This window comes from Paraburkholderia edwinii (assembly GCF_019428685.1).
Classification (GTDB): Bacteria; Pseudomonadota; Gammaproteobacteria; order Burkholderiales; family Burkholderiaceae; genus Paraburkholderia; species Paraburkholderia edwinii.
Genome location: NZ_CP080095.1, coordinates 3,955,582 through 3,973,319 on the forward strand (window position 1 = coordinate 3,955,582; position 17,738 = coordinate 3,973,319).

Sequence of the window (17,738 nt, forward strand, 5' to 3'; positions counted from 1 at the left end):
TACGCTTCGTTTATGTTTCTGTATGCCGGATGACAGCCGGCGGTCCGGGTGTTCGCCCTTACTGTAGCGCGAGTTCGCAAACGGTGTAGCCGGACGCTAGGTCGTCGCGATCAGAAACTCTTCGCCGCTGGAAGGCCTCAGCCCATCGCTACGGTTCGCGAAGTAATGGTCGATCATCATGCGCGTCGACACATGCTCGCACTTGCGGAACCCCTCCGCTTGCGCGAGCGAGAGCATTTCCGCGGGGCTAAAGAAGCTCACGAACGGCGTGCCGGCCGCCTTCGCGCGTTGATAGACCATCTGATGCTGCGCGCGGTCTTCGGTATCGACAAGGTCGAGCGGCAGCAGGAACGTCATCGCAAACGTGGACCCGTGCGCGAGTTGCGCGACCTGGCGCAGCGTCGCGATGTTCGACTCCCGCGTCAAATACATCGACACCCCGGTCGATGCGACGACGGCCGGCCGGCTCGCATCGAAGCCGGCCGCCGTCACCTGGTCCCACCATGATTGCCCTGCTTCGAAGTCGACGGGTACGAGTTGCAGCTGTTGCGGCACGCCGTAGCCGCATTCGATCAGTCGCTGCCGCTTCCACGCCTGCGCCGCGGGCCGGTCCACTTCGTAGATACGCATCCGCGACGCGGCCTCCGGTCTGCGTTGCGCGAATGTATCGAGGCCGGCGCCGAGAATTACATACTGCGTAACGCCTTGGCTTGCCTGTTCGACCACGAGATCTTCGATCAAGCGCGCACGGCCGACAATTGCCGCGCGGTACCCGCTGATCGCGCGCGGGTTCATGTCGGGGCGCTCACGCCAGTTCACATCGGGTGCGGCCAGTTGCAGGCCGATTTCGTCTTTCAGCACGGACGGTTGCGCATCGATCTCGACGTGCTGCGCGCGCCATAGCGCAACGCGCACGGCCGTGCTGTCCGGCGCTGCGGTTCGCTGATCGTCCATACTGTCTCCTTCTGTGGTTATCGACGTCAGCGCAGTTTACCTTTCGCGACAGGTATTTTCCGCCGTTCGGCGCGCCGCTAGCCCGAACTCGCTGCGCGCCCGGCCACCGGCGTGCGCCGGACCTCCGACAGATAGATCAGAATCAGCGACACCCAGACGATGCCGTAGAGGAACATGAAGCACGTCGAGCGCACCTTGAAGAAGTCGAGCAGGATACCGAACAGAATCGGCAGCAGAAAACCGCCCAGGCCGCCCGCAAGGCCGACAATACCGGTTACCACGCCCATGTTGTCGGCGAAATCGTCGGCCACGTATTTGAAGGTCGACGCCATGCCGAACGCGAACACCGCGCCGAGCACGAAGGTCAGCAACACGAATCCGATCACCGATACGCGCAGATGCAGGCTCGCCGTGCCGTCGATCGTATGGATCACGAAATCGGTCGGCGGATAAGAGAGCAGGAACAGGCAAATCCATGCGACCCATAGCCCCCACCACGTCACGCTATGCGCACCGAAACGGTCCGCGAGCCCACCGCCGACCGCGCGCAACACGGAACCCGGCAGCGAAAAGCCCGCTGCAAATGCCGACGCCATGACGAGCGACATGCCGTATTCGGCCTTCAGATATTGCGGTATCCACAGCGACAGCGCGGTAAAGCCGCCGAACGTGATCGAGTAGTACTGGCACAAGCGCCAGACGTGCGGATCGCGCAGCACCTTGAACGAGTCGAGCCACGAGCCCTTCGACTGCCCCGCACCGGGATCGCGCGCCGATGCAAACCAGAAAATCACCGCGGTGACGATCAGCGCGACCGCATAGACACGCGGCACGAAGCGCCACCCGTAGGCGGCCTGCAACGACGGCGTGACAAACAGATTCACCGCGGCGCCGGCGGTGCCCGCGCCGAAAAAGCCCATCGCGAAGCCACGTCGCTCCGGCGGAAAGAATCGCGCAACATAGGGTGTACCGACCGCGAACGATGCACCGACGCAGCCGAGAAAAAGGCCGATCAACAGAAATTGCCAAAACGCCGTTGCGAAGCTGACGATATACACCGGTATCGCGCAAACGACGAGCAGCGTCGTCATCACGATGCGTCCACCGAAGCGGTCGGTCCATGCGCCGAGCGGCAGGCGCATCAGCGCGCCGGTCAGTACCGGCGTCGACGTGAGCAGGCCGAACTGCGTGCTATTGAGCTGCAGATCCTCGCGCAACTGTACGCCGAGCACACCGAACATCATCCAGACGACGAAGCAGACGAGGAACGCGAGGGTGCTCGCGAACAACACGGACCACGCCTGCGCATTCACAGCCGGCGCCGCGCCGGGAATTTTCAGATTGCCCTGTACGCTCATGATGGGGTCCTTATCTATTGAACCAGCGGGCCGTTCGTTTCCCCGAGGTCGACGCCTTCGATCCGCGCGCGCGACGCGAGCACCGATACGTATTGCTGCATCGCCTTGTGCATGACGCGCTCGCCAAGAAAACGCGCGATGTCCGCTTCGACGGCTTCGAACGGCAACTGCTCGCCTTCGACACGACGATCGATGCGCACGATATGAAAGCCGAAGCGCGTATTGATCAGTCGCGGCAGAATGCCGAGGTCGGGCGTATCGAACAGCGCAAGCTCGAACTCCGGCACGCTGTCGCCGCGCAGCAATTGCCCGAGGCTGCCGCCCACGCCAGCCGACGGACAGTTCGACACTTCTTTCGCGGTGCCTTCGAAGGTCTCGGGCGCCGCAAGCACGCGGCCAAGCGCCGCTTCCGCTTCGTGTCTGAGCAGCGCGAGCGGCACGCGGCCTGTCACGGCGAACAGGATATGACTCGCGTACACGATGTCGTTGCGCCTGAAGCGCGCGAGATGGCCTTCGTAATAGCGCTGGCAATCGGCACGCGTCGCGCTCGGCACGCTGAGATCGCGCGCAAGCAGGCGGTCGACCGCTGCGTCATCGAGTGCATCGCCGTTATCGCCCACCAGTTGCAATTCAACCGCGCGCTGGCGCAGCAGTTCGCGAATCGCCAGCGACTGACGCGCGACGGCGATCGGATCGTCCACGTCCGTGTGCAGTTCGGCTTCTTCCCGAATCGACGCTTCGTCGATCGCGATGCCATTGACGCTGACCGCGCCGCCCTGCTTTTCCAGTTCGATTTTCTCGACGGTGCTCACCGATCCCTCCTCAACGCTTGCGAACCAGCTGATACGGCCGGATCAGATACGCAATCGACGCGATACCGCTCCAGATATGCACGAGCCGCGTAAATGGCGTGACCAGGAAAATCGTGAAGCCGAGCGCGATATGCACCTGATAGGTCAGCGGCACGCCGATCAGCAGGCTCGCATTGTTCGGCCGGAACGTGACCACGCCCTTCACATAGTCGGTGAGCTGTTCGAACATCACGCCGTCCATATGCCGCATCGACAGCACGACGGTGCCGAGCCCAAGCGCAAGCTGCGCCCAAAGCATGAACACGACGAGGATGTCCGATGCACGGCTATTGCGGCGAATCCGCACATCGCCAAGGCGCCGGAAGATCAGGATCGTCAGGCCGATAATCGCGACGAGGCCCGACGCGCCGCCCGCGATCATCGCCGCCAGCTGGTGTCCCGACGCTGACAGGAACGGCGACACGAGCCAATGCGGTGCGAGAAAGCCAGCGAAATGACCGAGCACGACAATCAGCACACCCCAGTGAAACAGATTGCTGCCGAGTCTCAACGCCCCATGCCGCAGCATTTGCGACGAATCGCTTTTCCAGGTGTACTGCTCGCGGTCGAAGCGGACGAGACTGCCGAGCAGCAGCACGGCAAGGCAGATATACGGATAGATGCCGAACACGAACTGATGAAAGTACTCACTCATGGCCATGCTCCCGGTTGCGGTTCTTGGCTGCCGGCGGGACCGCCGCGCTGCGGCGGCTGTCGTAGAAGTGAATCGGTGCTTGAGCAGGCGTCTCGGCGCCGACGAAGCGTACGGGTTCGTCGGCCCACGCGGCATCGAGCGCGCGATAGTCATCGTGCGAAGGCGGCGACTGCGCATCGTCGTCGCCGAGTTCATGCGGCGTGCCGCTGCCAGCCTTACCGGCGCCCGCAAGCGGCAACAGCGCGCCGACGACGAAGCTATACGGACTGCCGCGTTTGGCCAGTTGCGCCGTGATCGATTGCAGGATCTCGCCGGTCTCGGCAAGCAGCGAGCGCGCTTCGGCAGCAGGCAGCCGCGACAGATATTCGAGGAACACGGGCAAGTAATCCGGCAGTTCCCCCGCGCCGAGATGCAAGCCGTGCTGCTCATACATCTGCAGCAGGTCGATCATCGCCTGCCCGCGGTCGCGCGATTCGCCGTGGACATGCTCGAACAGATAGAGCGACGTCGCGCGGCCCCGATCGAACAGCGCGACATAGTTCTCCTGCAGCGTGAACAGATCGCGCTCGCGGCAATAGTCGAAAAAACGCTCGAGCCCGGCGCGCGCGTCGCGCGTCAGCGCGCGCTCGCCCTGTAGCCGGTCGCGCGCTTCCGGCAACGCGTCGATCAACGGCTGCTCCGGATAACTGAGCAACGCGCCGAGTACCGCATACAGCATGCCCTGCGTTGCACCAGACGGGTTGGCTGGGTTCGCTGCCATATCAGAACTCCTGGCGAATCGGAATCTTGCGGTTGCTCTTGCGCGTCGTGAAAAGGCTCGCTTCGGAGCGGCCGTCCGAACAACCGTTACCGAACGAGAAGCCGCACGACGAGCGCAAATCGAACGCGTCCTCTGCATATTCGCGATGCGAGGTCGGGATCACGAAACGGTCCTCGTAGTTCGCGATCGCGAGATAGCGGTACATGTCTTCGACTTGCGCGATGCTGAGCCCGGCCTGCCTGAGCACACCCGGCGCGTCGATCTGGTCGACGTGACGCGCACGCATGAACGCGCGCATCGCGAGCAACCGCTCGAGCGCAAGCTTCACGGGCGCTTCCTTGCCCGCAGTCAGCAGATTCGCCAGATAGCGCAGCGGAATGCGCAGCGATTCGACATCGGGCAGGTAACCGTTCATGCCCAACTCGCCGCTGTTCGCCGCGGCATTGATCGGCGAAAGCGGCGGCACGTACCAGACCATCGGTAGCGTGCGGTACTCGGGATGCAGCGGAAACGCGATCTTCCAGTCGATCGCCATCTTGTAGACGGGCGAGCGCTGCGCACCGTCGATCCACGCCGCCGGCACGCCATCGCGTTCGGCCTGCGCGATCACTTCCGGATCGTGCGGATCGAGAAATACCGATAGTTGCGCCTCGTACAGGTCGGTTTCATGCTCGACGCTGGCGGCTTCGCTGATGCGATCGGCGTCGTACAGCAGCACGCCGAGATAACGGATACGGCCCACGCAGGTTTCGGAGCAGACGGTCGGCTGCCCGACTTCGATGCGCGGATAGCAGAAGATGCATTTCTCGGCCTTGCCGCTATGCCAGTTGAAATAGATCTTCTTGTACGGGCATCCGGAAACACACATGCGCCAGCCGCGGCACTTGTCCTGATCGATCAGCACGATGCCGTCTTCCTCGCGCTTATAGATCGAGCCCGACGGGCACGCTGCGACGCACGCCGGATTCAGACAGTGCTCGCATAGCCGCGGCAGGTACATCATGAATGTGTTTTCGAACTGCCCGTAAATTTCTTTCTGGACGTTCTCGAAGTTATAGTCCTTCGAGCGTTTTTCGAATTCGCCGCCGAGAATCTCTTCCCAGTTCGGCCCCCATTCGATTTTCTGCAGCCGCTCGCCGCTGATCAGCGAACGCGGCCTCGCAACGGGCATTGCCTTGGCGTCGCCCGCATCCTGCAGATGCGCATAGTCGAACGTGAACGGCTCGTAGTAATCGTCGATCTCGGGCAGATGCGGATTCGCGAAAATCTGCGCGAGCAGACGCCACTTGCCGCCGAGGCGCGGCTCGATGCTGCCGTTCGGCTTGCGCGTCCAGCCGCCGCGCCAGCGGTCCTGGTTCTCCCAATCTTTCGGATAACCGATGCCGGGCTTCGTCTCGACATTGTTGAACCATGCGTATTCCATCCCTTCGCGGCTCGTCCAGACGTTCTTGCAGGTCACCGAACACGTATGGCAGCCAATGCATTTGTCGAGATTGAGCACCATCGCGATCTGCGCACGCACTTTCATGAGGTTTCTCCTGCACGTTGCTTGTGCTCGGTGGCGGGGTTCACAGGGTCGGCCGGCGCATCGTCGAGCCAGTTGACCTCTTTCATCTTGCGCACGATCAGAAACTCATCGCGATTCGAGCCGACTGTGCCGTAGTAGTTGAAGCCGTAGGCGAGCTGCGCGTAGCCGCCGATCATATGCGTGGGCTTTAACGACACGCGCGTGACCGAGTTGTGAATGCCGCCGCGTGTGCCGGTGATTTCCGAACCCGGCGTGTTCACGATCTTTTCCTGCGCGTGATACATCATCACCATCCCATGCGGGATGCGCTGGCTCACCACCGCGCGTGCACATAGCGCGCCGTTGGCGTTGTAGCACTCGATCCAGTCGTTATCGACCACGCCGATCTGCTTCGCGTCCGTTTCGGATAGCCACACAATCGGGCCGCCGCGCGACAACGTGAGCATCAGCAGATTGTCCGTGTAGGTGCTGTGAATGCCCCACTTCTGATGCGGCGTAATAAAGTTCAGCACGATCTCGGGATTGCCGTTCGAGCGCGCGCCGAGCATCTTTTCGTAGTTGCCGGTTTCGATCGGCGGCTTGTAGACGCACAGCGATTCGCCGAATGCGCGCATCCACAAGTGGTCTTGATAAAGCTGTTGCCGGCCGCTGATCGTGCGCCATGGGATCAGCTCGTGCACGTTCGTATAGCCCGCGTTGTACGAAACGTGCTCGGATTCGATGCCGCTCCACGTCGGTGAAGAAATGATCTTGCGTGGCTGCGCCTGGATATCGCGAAAGCGGATTTTCTCGTCGGCGCGCGCGTCGGCAAGGTGCGCGTGTTCGATGCCCGTGATCGCCGATACGGCTTGCCACGCTTTAACCGCGACCGCGCCGTTCGTTTCAGGCGCAAGCGAGAGGATGACTTCGGCGGCATCGAGCGCCGTATCGATACGTGGCCGCCCTGCCGCCGTGCTTGCAACCGCGCCGCCGACCCTGCCGTTGCCTTTGCCATTGAACCGGCCGCCGGCGCTTTCGCCTTCGCTTTCCCGGTCGTTATCCGGCACGCGATAGTTAAGCTCGCCAAGCAGCTTCACTTCGTCTTTCGTATCCCAGCTGATTCCCTTGCCGCCGTTGCCAAGCTTGTCCATCAGCGGACCCAGCGATGTATAGCGATCGTAGGTGGCCGGATAGTCTCGCTCGACGACAACCACCGACGGCATTGTCTTGCCCGGCAGCGGCTCACATTCGCCGAGCTTCCAGTCCTTCACATCGAAAGGCTGCGCGAGTTCCGCGGGACTATCGTGCGCAATCGGCGCGAGCACGACGTCACGTTCCACGCCAAGATGCCCGACGCTCAGTTCGGAAAAGCGCTTCGCGATGCCCTTGAAAATCTCCCAGTCGCTTTTCGATTGCCATGCGGGATCGACCGCCGCGGAAAGCGGATGAATAAACGGGTGCATGTCGGACGTATTCATATCGTCCTTCTCGTACCACGTCGCGGTGGGCAGCACGACGTCCGAGTACATGCAGGTAGTCGACATGCGGAAGTCGAGCGTGACCAGCAGATCGAGCTTGCCGCGCGGTGCTTCGTCATGCCACACCACTTCTTCAGGGCGCGGGTGTCCGCTCTTGACGACTTCCTCGCCTTGCACGCCGTGCGTCGTGCCCAGCAGATGCTTGAGGAAATACTCGTGGCCCTTGCCCGACGAGCCCAGCAGATTCGAGCGCCAGACAAACAGATTGCGCGGAAAATTGGCGGGGTTGTCGGGGTCTTCGCACGCCAGCCTCATGCTGCCGGACTTCAGGTTCGCGGCAATGGCGGCAGCCGCTTGCGCGGGATCGTTAAGGCTGCGCCCCACTTCAAGCGGATTCGTGCCAAGCTGCGGCGCCGACGGCAGCCATCCCATGCGCTCGGCACGTACGTTGTAGTCGAGCGGCGTGCCATGAAAGCGTGACTTGTCTTCCAGCGGGGAAAGCAGGGCGCTCGGGTCCATCGGGTCGTAGCGCCATTGATCGGTATGCGCATAGAAAAACGACGTCGAATTCATTTGCCGTGGCGACCGGTGCCAGTCGAGCGCAAAGGCAAGCGCGGTCCAGCCCGTTTGCGGGCGCAGCTTTTCCTGGCCGACGTAATGCGACCAGCCGCCACCCGACTGCCCGACGCAGCCGCACATAATCAGCATGTTGATGATCGCGCGGTACGACATGTCCATATGGAACCAGTGATTGATTCCAGCGCCGATAATCACCATCGACTTGCCGTGCGTCTTGTGCGCGTTCTCCGCGAATTGCCGCGCGACGTTGATCACATCGGCGCGTTTGACACCGGTGATCGCTTCCTGCCAGGCGGGCGTGTACGGCAGATCGTCGTCGTAGCTCGTGGCGACGTGCTCGCCGCCTAAACCTTGATCGAGCCCATAGTTCGCAACGAACAGATCGTAGACAGTCGCGACAAGCATGTCGCCGTTGCGTGTCGCAATGCGGCGCACACCGATTTTGCGCGACAGTTCCGATGCATGCGACGTGTGATTGAAATGCGGATGTTTGATATTGCCGAAGTACGGGAACAGCACGTCGACTACTTCGTCGTGTGCATTGGTAAGCGAGAGCCTCGCCTCAATCGACGCACCGGTCGAGGCCTCCTCCTTCAGATTCCACTTCCCTTTGTCTTCGCCTTCTTTCTGTCCCCAGCGGAAACCGGCCGAGCCGACGGGCACGACAACCTGATTGCTCGTTGCGTCCACAACGACCGTCTTCCAGTCCGCGTTGTTCGCCTGCCCTAACGCATCGTCGAAATCGGACGCGCGTACGAGGCGCTCCGGCACATAACGGTCGCCGCGCGCCACGAGCCGCACAAGACACGGCATATCGGTAAAGCGGCGGCAGTAGTCGACGAAATAGTCGCTCTTGCCCGCAAGATGAAATTCCTTGAGGATCACATGGCCCATCGCAAGCGCAAGCGCGGCGTCGGTGCCCTGCTTCGGATGCAGCCAGATATCGCCGAACTTCGCGCCTTCCGCGTAATCGGGAAACACCGATACGATCTTCGTGCCCTTGTAGCGCACTTCGGTCATGAAGTGCGCGTCGGGCGTGCGCGTCTGCGGAACGTTGGACCCCCACATCATGATGAAGGTCGAGTTGTACCAGTCCGCGGATTCGGGCACGTCGGTCTGCTCACCCCACGTCTGCGGCGAAGCCGGCGGCAGGTCGCAATACCAGTCGTAGAAGCTCAGGCACACGCCGCCGATCAGCGACAGATAGCGCGAGCCGGCCGCGTACGAGACCATCGACATCGCGGGAATCGGGGAAAAACCGATCACTCGATCAGGCCCGTGACGCTTCACCGTATAGACGTTGGCCGCCGCGACAATCTCGTTCACTTCGTCCCACGTCGAACGGATAAAGCCGCCGAGACCGCGCCGGGTCTGATAGCTGCGGCGTGCCGCTTCATCTTCGACGATCGATTGCCATGCATCGACGGGCTCCATCGATGCGCGCTTTTCGCGCCACAGTTTCACGAGCGCGCTGCGCACAAGCGGGTATTTGAGGCGATTCGCGCTATAGAGGTACCACGAGTACGACGCGCCACGCGAGCAGCCGCGCGGCTCGTGATTCGGCATGTCGGGTCGGGTGCGCGGATAGTCGGTCTGCTGGGTTTCCCAGGTGACGATGCCGCCTTTCACATAGATCTTCCACGAGCATGAACCGGTGCAGTTCACGCCGTGCGTCGAGCGCACGATCTTGTCGTGTTGCCATCGCTGACGGTAAGCGTCCTCCCACTTTCTGTCTTCGTCTGTTACTGCGCCGTGGCCGTCCGAGAACTGTGGGCGGGTCGTAGAAAAGTAACGCAACCTGTCCAGAAAGTGACTCATATGAGATCTCGTATCTGTCTGTGGGGGCTGGTCCAGACATTAAAGGATGTGAGCGTGAATAAGTAAAGTTGACACATATTTGTGGGGCGAACGTTGATGCCGGTCAAACAGCATGCGATTCGCATACAGTCCGTTATCAGTGAGTCTGCGTTCGCCGCACCGCGCTGCTGCAAATCCGCAGCAGCAAAACATCACGCAAAAGAATTCTTGACTGTCTACCTAGTAGTAGATAAAGTACGAGCCATGGACACGACAGCAACAGTTCGCGAGCAGATTCTCGATCACGCCATCACGCTGATGATGCTGCATGGCTACAACGGGTTCAGCTATCGCGACCTGTCGGAGCTGGTTGGCGTGAAAACGTCGAGCATTCACTACTACTTCCCGTCGAAGGAAGACCTGGCGCTCGAAGCGGTGAACGAGTACAGCAACCAGATATTCGGCCTGCTGCGCGCGGTCGATGCATCGTTGCCGGCTGATGTGAAGCTCGCGCGGTACACAAAGATGTTTGGCCGCACGCTCGGCGACGGCAATCAGATCTGTCTGTGCGGCATGCTCGCCGCCGACATCGGGTCGCTGCCGGACAATATTCGCGCGGCTGTGCAAGCGTTCTTCAAGACCAACGAAAGCTGGCTGGCGAAGGTGCTGGCGCAAGGTCTCAAGGAACGCACGCTGGTCGTCAACGGTAAGCCGGAGAGCGCGGCGCGCGCGCTGTTCGCCGCGTATCAGGGCAGTGGTCTCGCGAGCCGGTTGTTTCAGACAAAAACGCGGCTCGAGGAAATCGAAGCTTTGTGGAAGGTGTCAAAGTAGTACCGATTCAGCTAACGCAGTCAATGCAGTTGCAGGTCGAGCGGTTCGCCGCTCTTTAGTAGCGCCGGCTGTCTATCTTCTAGTAGATTGAGAGCCGGGCAGCGTGAAGCATTAAGCTGTAACGGGCTTTGGCCAGTCGTCGGGTTGCATCGATAAGCCCACCGTCTAACCCGCTAGCAGCTCCATTTAATTTAACGTTCATCAGGAGTTCATCATGTCGATCGAAAATGTGCTGTACCGCGCTCACGCTCACGCTACCGGCGGCCGCGACGGCCGTGCAACGGTGCAAAACAGCACGCTCGATTTCAAGCTGACCACCCCGCGCGAGCTCGGCGGTGGTGGCGGCGACGGCGCGAATCCGGAGCAGCTGTTCGCAGCCGGCTACAGCGCCTGCTTTATCGGCGCGATGAAGTTCGTCGCGGCGCGCGACAAGATTTCGATGCCGGCCGATGCGTCGATCGATAGCAGCGTCGGTATCGGTCAGATTCCGAATGGCTTCGGCATCGAAGTGGAAATGAAGATCTCGCTGCCGGGCATGGATCGCGCCGCTGCGCAGCAACTGATCGACAAGGCGCACGTCGTGTGTCCGTATTCGAACGCTACGCGCGGCAATATCGACGTGACGCTGACGCTCGTTTAAGCGGTTTTTTCAGGTCTCACACTGAAAGTGCTTCAAGCGCCCGGCACGATCCACGCAGCTTCGATCGTGCCGGGTGTTCACTGCCCGGCTTTATATCCCTCGTTTTTCATTCCCTTATACGCGTTGCGTGACGGAGCGCAGATCATGAGAAGAACCTTGACCGCGTGGCTGCTCGTCGGCGGCGCCAGCCTCACAGCCATTGCACTGGTCGCCGCGACCGCCGCGCTAAGTGCGCCGCAGTTCGCGCCCGAGCTTGCACACGAAGGCGGCGCGGCGCCCGTCTCGCTTAACGCCGCCGCTTCTCCAGCGTAATCGTCTCGAACAGTTCGTAGTTCGGCGTCGGCGTCTGATCCGCGCCGGGCGCGTGATAGTAGTTCATCGTCATGGTCGTTTTGCCGCCGTGGTCGCCCGGGTCGACATCGAATACCGCGATGCCGTAACCGGTGCCCGTATCGCGCTGCGCAGACCAGATCGCATCTTCTAACGCATCCGCGGTGGCGCGCACGAACGTGCCGGCTGTGGTGCCGGGCATGGGCCGGTTCGGCTTCGTGAACACCTGGGCCTGCGGATTGCCGTTGCCCATATCGATGCCGTACACATCGAGCGGCGCGCTCGTGCCGCCGCCGCCAAGAATCAGGTGAATCGTGCCGTGGCTCGTATCGAACTTCGTCGTATCGGCATGCGCATGCGGAACCGGCCGCGGTTGCAGCGTATCGACCGCCTCGCCCGTCTTGACGTCGATACCCGCGTGGCGATTGCAGCCGCGCACCGGATAGCTGCGTTCGTAATCGTGATCGTGGCCGCACACGACGAGGTCGACGCCATAGCGGTCGAATAGCGGCAGCCACGCTTCGCGCAAGCCCTTGTCCGAGCCATTGCCGGTTTTCGACGAACTGAGCGCGTCCTGATGCATCTGCACGACGATCCAGTCGATATCGCGATCGTCGGCCGCGCGGCGCAGCGTTCTTTCGAGCCAGCGCGTCTGCTCGCCGTTGCTGTAGCCGCGCACATAGAACGACGTGCCGGGCGGAATCGGCGCATGGCCCGTGCTCGCGGCCGGCACGAGCGGCGTCGGGCCCGCGACGAACGCGGCGGCGTCCTGATAGACGACGTCGTCGGCATCGAGCGAGACAAACAGCACCGAGCTGACCTGGAAGCTATACCAGCGGCCCGCGAAACGCGAGCCGTTATCGGGCAGCGTATAGCGCGTCAGATACGAATCGAGGCCTTGCGCGCCGTTGTAAAACTCGATCTCGTGATTGCCGGGGCACGGCATCCACGGACGGTTAGCCGACGACGTCTGATTGTTGTTGGCGAAGTCGCGCCACACGTCGGTCTGATGCGTCGGATTCAGATTCGCGTAGCAAAGATCGCCGTTCAGCAGATGAAACAGCGGCTGGAAACGTTCGACCGCATCGACCGCGAAGCGGCTTTGCGGCGACGACAGCACCCACCCTGTATTCGGCGTTGCGAGGTCGCCGTAGCTCGTGAAGCGGAACGGCGCGCGGCCGCGCGGCGCCGTCGTGAAGGTCGCGCTAAACGGCGAGCCTGCCCGGCTGTCGTTGTCCGCGGTCACTTCGTAACGATAGGTCGTTGCGGGCTTCAGGCCGTTGAGCCGCGCATGATAGGTAAAAACGACGACACCGGTCAGCCCGTCGGTATAAGTGCGCTGCACCGCATGCACCGTCTCGCGATGCCCATGATCCGCGCTGATCAGCACGCGCGGCTTCGACGAGGCGGCAAGCGACGCCCACGACACGACCACTTCGCTCGTCGGATCTTCGCCCCACGTCAGATGGATTTGCTCAGGTGTGCCATCGGGTGCCGATGCCACAGCCGTGTCGGCTTTGGCCGCGCCGGCCAGCGCGCCAGCCGCGCTCGCGAAGCTCGACGCGCCGGCGAACTTCAGGAAGCCGCGGCGCGAGACCATCGGCGCGGGCGTAGCGGCTGTTGTTTCAGTCGTGGTGATGGAGTCGGTAAAAGATGCGTCGGGGAGGTCTTTCTTCGTCATGTCGGCTCGCCTCTCGAATCGTGAAGACGACGCATGAGCGCATCCGCCACGCATCGTCGGGAAGCGCGGTGGCAGTCACGCATCGTTGGGGGTGGGTTCACGCGAAACGATGGCGTGTCCTGATGACCTCAGGATGACATTGCGATCGGCAAAAAAAATCGATTACCGCGCTTCAGGCGGCATGCCGCCACGAATCCGGCTGATCTCGATCGCGACATGTTCGAGACGTTCGCGATGGGACGGCACCGTTGCCTGCGATTTCAGCGCGTCGACGCGGCGCTCCCAGTATCCGATATCGACGCGGTAGGCAACGGACAGCATGCGGACCACCTGCTCGAGATGAGCGATGTCCCCTTCAATGATCTGATCCGTTGGATTCATCTACGCTCCGCGAGTTGCTGGGTGTCCTCCATTACCCGGAACAACATTCGCAGGCTAGCAATCGCAACCTTAAGGGAAGCTTAAGGAAAGCTTAAGCATGCGCTGACACGTGCGTTATTAGATGCGTGCGCAACGAGTTTCGTCATAAGTGAATCGGAACGCTAGACGACCAGATAACCGCCGTCGACCGGCAGTACCGTGCCGGTGATAAACGACGCTGCCGGCGAGCATAGAAACGCGACAGCGGGACCGATATCGTCGGGCGTGCCCCAGCGCTTGAGCGGCGTGCGATCGAGTATCGCCTGCGAGCGCGCATCGTCGTTCTGCAGCGCCTGCGTGAGCGGCGTCGCGATCCAGCCGGGCGCGACTGCATTCACGCGAATGGGGTCTGCCGCATAGGCAATCGCCAGCGAACGTGTCAGCTGCGCGACGCCGCCCTTGCTTGCGCTATAGCCGGGCACGAGACCGCCGCCGAAAAAGCTCAGCATCGAAGCGGTATTGACGATCGCGCCGCCGCTTGCGCGCAATAGCGGCCGCGCCGCGGAGCAGGCGCGCATCGTGCCGGTCAGGTTCACGTCGAGCACCTGCGCGAACACGTCCGGGTCGAGTTCTTCGCCGCGACGAATCACGCCCGCGCAGTTCACCAGCACGTCGAGCGACGCGAGCGAGTTGAAGAGCGCATCGACACTCTGCCGCGACGATACATCGAGCGGCGCCGTTTCGATGCCGTCAGCGGCAAGCGTATCGCGCTGCGTCTGCGTCGGTGTGAGCGCGGCGGCGATCACGCGCGCGCCGAGTGCCGCGAACTGCCGCGCGACACCCTCGCCGATCCCCTGCGTGCCGCCCGTCACGACGACGGTTTTGCCGGCGAACAGGTCGCGTTGAAACGTCGTTACAAACGCTGTATTCATGACCTTGTATTCACGAATGAGTCGCCCGTGCCTGAGCGGCCGCGCCAAGGTCGACCGTATCGGCGATCGGCACGCGCACGACGAACATATAAACGAGTGCCGCCGCAAACGATACGGCCGCGCTGATCAGAAACGCATTGACGAACGAATGCGTCCGATCGACCACGACACCCGTGACGAACGGCGCAAACGACCCGCCGAAATAGCCGCCGAAGTTCTGGATGCTGCCGAGCGAAGCGACCAGATGGCGCGGCGCCGATACGCTGACGAGCGCCCACGCGGCGCCGCTCGCGAGATTGACGAAGTACATTGCGGCGGACAGATAAACGAGCGCAAGCGTAAGGTTCGGCGTATAAGCGGCTGGCACCGTGAACAGGGCCGCACCGATCAGCCCGGTGCAGATCGGCCACTTGCGGCTACGCATCGGCGCCATGCCGCGCGCCATCAGACCGTCGGCAATGAATCCGCTCGACAGCATGCCGAGCGTACCGAACAGATAAGGAATCGAGACGATCCAGCCGGTCTTCGCAATCGTCAGATGCCGCTCATGTTCGAGATACGCGGGCAGCCACGTCAGATACAGCCACACCATATAGATCACGCCCATAAAGCCGAAAATCATGCCCCACGTGGTCGCCTTGCCGAACAGGCCGCGCCACTCGGCAAAGGTCATCCGGCGCTCGGCGCGCGCAAGCGGCTCCTCTTCGGTCAGATGCCGCACTTCATGCGCGTCGAGCGTAACTTCCGCGCGATTACGATAGATCAGATACCAGCCGATCGCGACGGCAATGCCGAGCACGCCCATCACGACGAACATCCAGCGCCAGCCGAACCCGAGCAGCAGCACGGTGAGAATCGGCGGCGCAAGCGCGGGGCCGATGGTCGACGAGGTCGTGAAGATTCCCGTTGGCCGGCCGCGTTCGCGCAACGCATACCATTCGCTGACGACTTTCGCACCAGCCGGAAATTGCGGCGCTTCGCCGATGCCGAGCGCGATGCGCGCTGCCAGAAACTGCGGCAGCGTCTGCACGAGACCGCCGCATAGCTGCGCGCACGACCAGACGAACATGCCGAGGCCGAGCATCAACCGCGCGCCGAATCGATCGAGCAGCGCGCCGACCGGCAACTGCGAAAATGCATACGCAAACGAAAACGCCGATAAAAGCAGGCCCATTTGCGATGCGCTCAAGCCCAATTCGCCGCTGACCGAATGATTGGCGATCGACAGCGTACTGCGATCGAGATAATTGACGATGCCGGCAAGCGTCAGAAACGCGATTGCGATCCATTGAATGCGCCTAAGACGCGGCGTCTTTGCTTCCATTGCTTTGTCTCCCCCTGGGTGCTCTTGCGAGTCTGTGCGGGTGATTCGCTTCGGGTGATTCGCTCTACATCGCGCGGCTTTCAGCTAGCGGACGAACTGGTCGACATAATCCGCACCGAGCCCGACCTTCTGATAATGCTCGCGGCACATATCGAGCTTGGTGAACACGTCTTCATAGCCGGTGTACTTGCCATGCGGATCGCAGTAGTACATCACGCCGTTCACCTGAAAATACGTGATCATCTCTTCGACGTCTTCAGGCACATAAAGCGTATGCGTCTCGCCGGGCGGCTCGAACACGTAGCTGCCTTCGTTGGCGATCCAGTCGTGTTCGAGATAGAGCCAGCGGCCCTTGAGCACGAAACCATGCACCGCTTGCGGGTGACGATGGCGGCTTAGCACCCCGGACTTGCGCACGCGCAGCAGGTTCATCCAGTAGCCTGACGACACATTGAGGCATAGAGGACGGAACCAGACGTTCTCGGCTTGCGGCACCCACAAGCGCTCATCCTGTGGAATCGCGGAATCGACGACGATCTCGCGTAACGCCTCCGGCGGATTCGGAAGCTGATAAGGCGTCATGGCAGCGGCGTCTTTGGCGGGGGCCGGCATCGTGTCTCCTTGATCGTTCGCGCTGCACATGTTGTGCAGCGGTGTCCAGATTGTGAACAGCGTGTCTTCTATCGTTCTTATGAATGGATGGTTGACCCGTTCACGTCCTGTGTCAAGTTACGCGGCGCGCATCGCGCATCAAAATCTGGCGCAGCCAGCCTTGCCCGTTCACCACGATCAATCCGATCAGCACGAACACCGAGCCCACCATAAAGGCAATCGACACGCGCTCATGCAACAGCACAATGCCGAGCGCGACGCCGAAGAGCGGCGTCAGAAACGACAGCACGCCGAGCTTCGCGGCGAAGTATTTCCGCAATAGCCAGAACCACGTCAGATAGCTCAAGAACGAAATCACGACGGACTGGAACGCGAGGCTTCCCCATACGAGCGCCGTGCCGTGAAAATGCGTATCGCCGATCGCGAATGCAAACGGCAGCAGTAGAACGAACCCGACCGCAAGCTGATAAAACAGCGTCTGCGCCGCCGGCGCCTCGCTCAGGCGAGTCGTGCGAATCACGACGGTCGTGAGTCCCCACGATGCGCCCGCGCATAGACCGATGAAGTCGCCGAGCAGCCAGTCGCGCGACGCGGCATGCGCGTCGCTGCTGCCGAAGGCCGGCGCAAGAAAGGCAACGGCAAGGCCTGCAAATGCGAGACCGATGCCGACCCATTGCAGCAGCGTCAAGCGTTCGTCAGGAATCCGCAGATGCAGACCGACGGCCGCGAACATCGGCGCGGTGTAGATCAGCACCGCCATATGCGATGCATTCGTGCGGCGCAGTCCTTCGGCGATAAACAGGAACTCGAGCGCAAACAGAATGCCTGCCACGAGGCCCGAGCGCAGCGCAAGGCCCGGCAACCACCGCTCGCGCGCAACGAGGCGGCTGAAAACCCAGACGAGCAGCGCCGCGATGCCGCAACGCACGGCCACCTGCAGCATCGGCGATACGTCCGCGATGACCGCCTTGATCGCGACCTGCTGCAGGCCCCAGGCGAGGCACAGTACGATCATCACTGCCGCGGCGAATCCGTCGATCGGTTTTCTCATGCTCGTGGGTACCCGTTAACGCTGTTCTTGTCAGGAGG

The 17,738-nt window shown here is 61.8% G+C and carries 16 protein-coding genes; 3 read left to right on the forward strand and 13 right to left on the reverse strand.

Annotated elements, in window-relative coordinates; translation table 11 throughout:
* Positions 1–96: 96 nt before the first annotated feature.
* The 7 genes from KZJ38_RS17475 to KZJ38_RS17505 form a co-directional block, all read right to left on the reverse strand.
* Positions 97–954 (reverse strand): class I SAM-dependent methyltransferase, encoded by an 858-nt coding sequence (locus KZJ38_RS17475; RefSeq protein WP_219797448.1) that lies wholly within the window; start codon positions 952–954, stop codon positions 97–99.
* Between the two features lie 77 nt (positions 955–1,031).
* Entirely contained in the window at positions 1,032–2,312 is a 1,281-nt protein-coding gene (locus KZJ38_RS17480; protein WP_219797449.1) for an MFS transporter, read from the reverse strand.
* A 14-nt stretch (positions 2,313–2,326) separates the two neighbouring features.
* Complete coding sequence (locus KZJ38_RS17485) at positions 2,327–3,124, reverse strand: peptidylprolyl isomerase (protein WP_219797450.1); 798 nt, start codon at positions 3,122–3,124, stop codon at positions 2,327–2,329.
* A 10-nt stretch (positions 3,125–3,134) separates the two neighbouring features.
* On the reverse strand, positions 3,135–3,818 hold the full coding sequence (gene narI / locus KZJ38_RS17490) for a respiratory nitrate reductase subunit gamma (RefSeq protein ID WP_219797451.1): 684 nt from the start codon (positions 3,816–3,818) through the stop codon (positions 3,135–3,137).
* Positions 3,811–4,578, reverse strand: coding sequence for a nitrate reductase molybdenum cofactor assembly chaperone (gene narJ / locus KZJ38_RS17495; RefSeq protein WP_219797452.1), 768 nt, complete (start codon positions 4,576–4,578; stop codon positions 3,811–3,813). Before narJ ends, narI begins: the two co-directional genes overlap by 8 nt.
* A gap of 1 nt (position 4,579) precedes the next feature.
* The gene (gene narH / locus KZJ38_RS17500) at positions 4,580–6,106 is read right to left on the reverse strand and encodes a nitrate reductase subunit beta (RefSeq protein WP_219797453.1); all 1,527 of its coding nucleotides are present in this window, start codon (positions 6,104–6,106) and stop codon (positions 4,580–4,582) included.
* Positions 6,103–9,960 (reverse strand): nitrate reductase subunit alpha, encoded by a 3,858-nt coding sequence (locus KZJ38_RS17505; protein ID WP_219797454.1) that lies wholly within the window; start codon positions 9,958–9,960, stop codon positions 6,103–6,105. Before KZJ38_RS17505 ends, narH begins: the two co-directional genes overlap by 4 nt.
* Positions 9,961–10,203: 243 nt before the next feature.
* Between KZJ38_RS17505 and KZJ38_RS17510 the strand changes: the two genes are divergently transcribed.
* The 3 genes from KZJ38_RS17510 to KZJ38_RS17520 all read left to right on the forward strand — a co-directional run bounded on the left by KZJ38_RS17510 (position 10,204) and on the right by KZJ38_RS17520 (position 11,722).
* Positions 10,204–10,770 (forward strand): TetR/AcrR family transcriptional regulator, encoded by a 567-nt coding sequence (locus tag KZJ38_RS17510; RefSeq protein ID WP_219797455.1) that lies wholly within the window; start codon positions 10,204–10,206, stop codon positions 10,768–10,770.
* A gap of 214 nt (positions 10,771–10,984) precedes the next feature.
* Complete coding sequence (locus KZJ38_RS17515; RefSeq protein WP_219797456.1) at positions 10,985–11,410, forward strand: organic hydroperoxide resistance protein; 426 nt, start codon at positions 10,985–10,987, stop codon at positions 11,408–11,410.
* 144 nt (positions 11,411–11,554) lie between these two features.
* A complete protein-coding gene (locus KZJ38_RS17520) occupies positions 11,555–11,722 on the forward strand; it encodes a hypothetical protein (protein WP_219797457.1) in 168 nt (55 codons plus the stop codon).
* On the opposite strand, the gene KZJ38_RS17525 is transcribed toward KZJ38_RS17520, so the two are convergent.
* From KZJ38_RS17525 to KZJ38_RS17550, 6 genes are all read right to left on the reverse strand, one after another.
* Complete coding sequence (locus KZJ38_RS17525) at positions 11,697–13,421, reverse strand: purple acid phosphatase family protein (RefSeq protein WP_219797458.1); 1,725 nt, start codon at positions 13,419–13,421, stop codon at positions 11,697–11,699. The two genes, KZJ38_RS17520 and KZJ38_RS17525, sit on opposite strands and share 26 nt — an antisense overlap.
* Positions 13,422–13,583: 162 nt before the next feature.
* A complete protein-coding gene (locus KZJ38_RS17530) occupies positions 13,584–13,802 on the reverse strand; it encodes a hypothetical protein (protein WP_219797459.1) in 219 nt (72 codons plus the stop codon).
* A 161-nt stretch (positions 13,803–13,963) separates the two neighbouring features.
* Positions 13,964–14,713, reverse strand: a complete 750-nt coding sequence (locus KZJ38_RS17535) for an SDR family NAD(P)-dependent oxidoreductase (protein ID WP_219797460.1) — start codon at positions 14,711–14,713, stop codon at positions 13,964–13,966.
* Positions 14,714–14,723: 10 nt separating this feature from the next.
* The gene (locus tag KZJ38_RS17540; RefSeq protein WP_219797461.1) at positions 14,724–16,037 is read right to left on the reverse strand and encodes an MFS transporter; all 1,314 of its coding nucleotides are present in this window, start codon (positions 16,035–16,037) and stop codon (positions 14,724–14,726) included.
* A gap of 84 nt (positions 16,038–16,121) precedes the next feature.
* A complete protein-coding gene (locus tag KZJ38_RS17545; RefSeq protein WP_219797462.1) occupies positions 16,122–16,649 on the reverse strand; it encodes a 2,4'-dihydroxyacetophenone dioxygenase family protein in 528 nt (175 codons plus the stop codon).
* A 112-nt stretch (positions 16,650–16,761) separates the two neighbouring features.
* Complete coding sequence (locus tag KZJ38_RS17550; protein ID WP_219797463.1) at positions 16,762–17,700, reverse strand: DMT family transporter; 939 nt, start codon at positions 17,698–17,700, stop codon at positions 16,762–16,764.
* Positions 17,701–17,738: the final 38 nt, after the last annotated feature.

Coding starts and splice junctions, on each gene's coding strand:
- narI (WP_219797451.1), bottom strand. CDS start 3,818: ATGAGTGAGTACTTTCATCAGTTCGTGTTCGGCATCTATCCGTATATC.
- KZJ38_RS17540 (WP_219797461.1), bottom strand. CDS start 16,037: ATGGAAGCAAAGACGCCGCGTCTTAGGCGCATTCAATGGATCGCAATC.
- KZJ38_RS17550 (WP_219797463.1), bottom strand. CDS start 17,700: ATGAGAAAACCGATCGACGGATTCGCCGCGGCAGTGATGATCGTACTG.
- KZJ38_RS17525 (WP_219797458.1), bottom strand. CDS start 13,421: ATGACGAAGAAAGACCTCCCCGACGCATCTTTTACCGACTCCATCACC.
- KZJ38_RS17520 (WP_219797457.1), top strand. CDS start 11,555: ATGAGAAGAACCTTGACCGCGTGGCTGCTCGTCGGCGGCGCCAGCCTC.
- KZJ38_RS17475 (WP_219797448.1), bottom strand. CDS start 954: ATGGACGATCAGCGAACCGCAGCGCCGGACAGCACGGCCGTGCGCGTT.
- narH (WP_219797453.1), bottom strand. CDS start 6,106: ATGAAAGTGCGTGCGCAGATCGCGATGGTGCTCAATCTCGACAAATGC.
- narJ (WP_219797452.1), bottom strand. CDS start 4,578: ATGGCAGCGAACCCAGCCAACCCGTCTGGTGCAACGCAGGGCATGCTG.
- KZJ38_RS17505 (WP_219797454.1), bottom strand. CDS start 9,960: ATGAGTCACTTTCTGGACAGGTTGCGTTACTTTTCTACGACCCGCCCA.
- KZJ38_RS17510 (WP_219797455.1), top strand. CDS start 10,204: ATGGACACGACAGCAACAGTTCGCGAGCAGATTCTCGATCACGCCATC.
- KZJ38_RS17530 (WP_219797459.1), bottom strand. CDS start 13,802: ATGAATCCAACGGATCAGATCATTGAAGGGGACATCGCTCATCTCGAG.
- KZJ38_RS17545 (WP_219797462.1), bottom strand. CDS start 16,649: ATGCCGGCCCCCGCCAAAGACGCCGCTGCCATGACGCCTTATCAGCTT.
- KZJ38_RS17535 (WP_219797460.1), bottom strand. CDS start 14,713: ATGAATACAGCGTTTGTAACGACGTTTCAACGCGACCTGTTCGCCGGC.
- KZJ38_RS17515 (WP_219797456.1), top strand. CDS start 10,985: ATGTCGATCGAAAATGTGCTGTACCGCGCTCACGCTCACGCTACCGGC.
- KZJ38_RS17480 (WP_219797449.1), bottom strand. CDS start 2,312: ATGAGCGTACAGGGCAATCTGAAAATTCCCGGCGCGGCGCCGGCTGTG.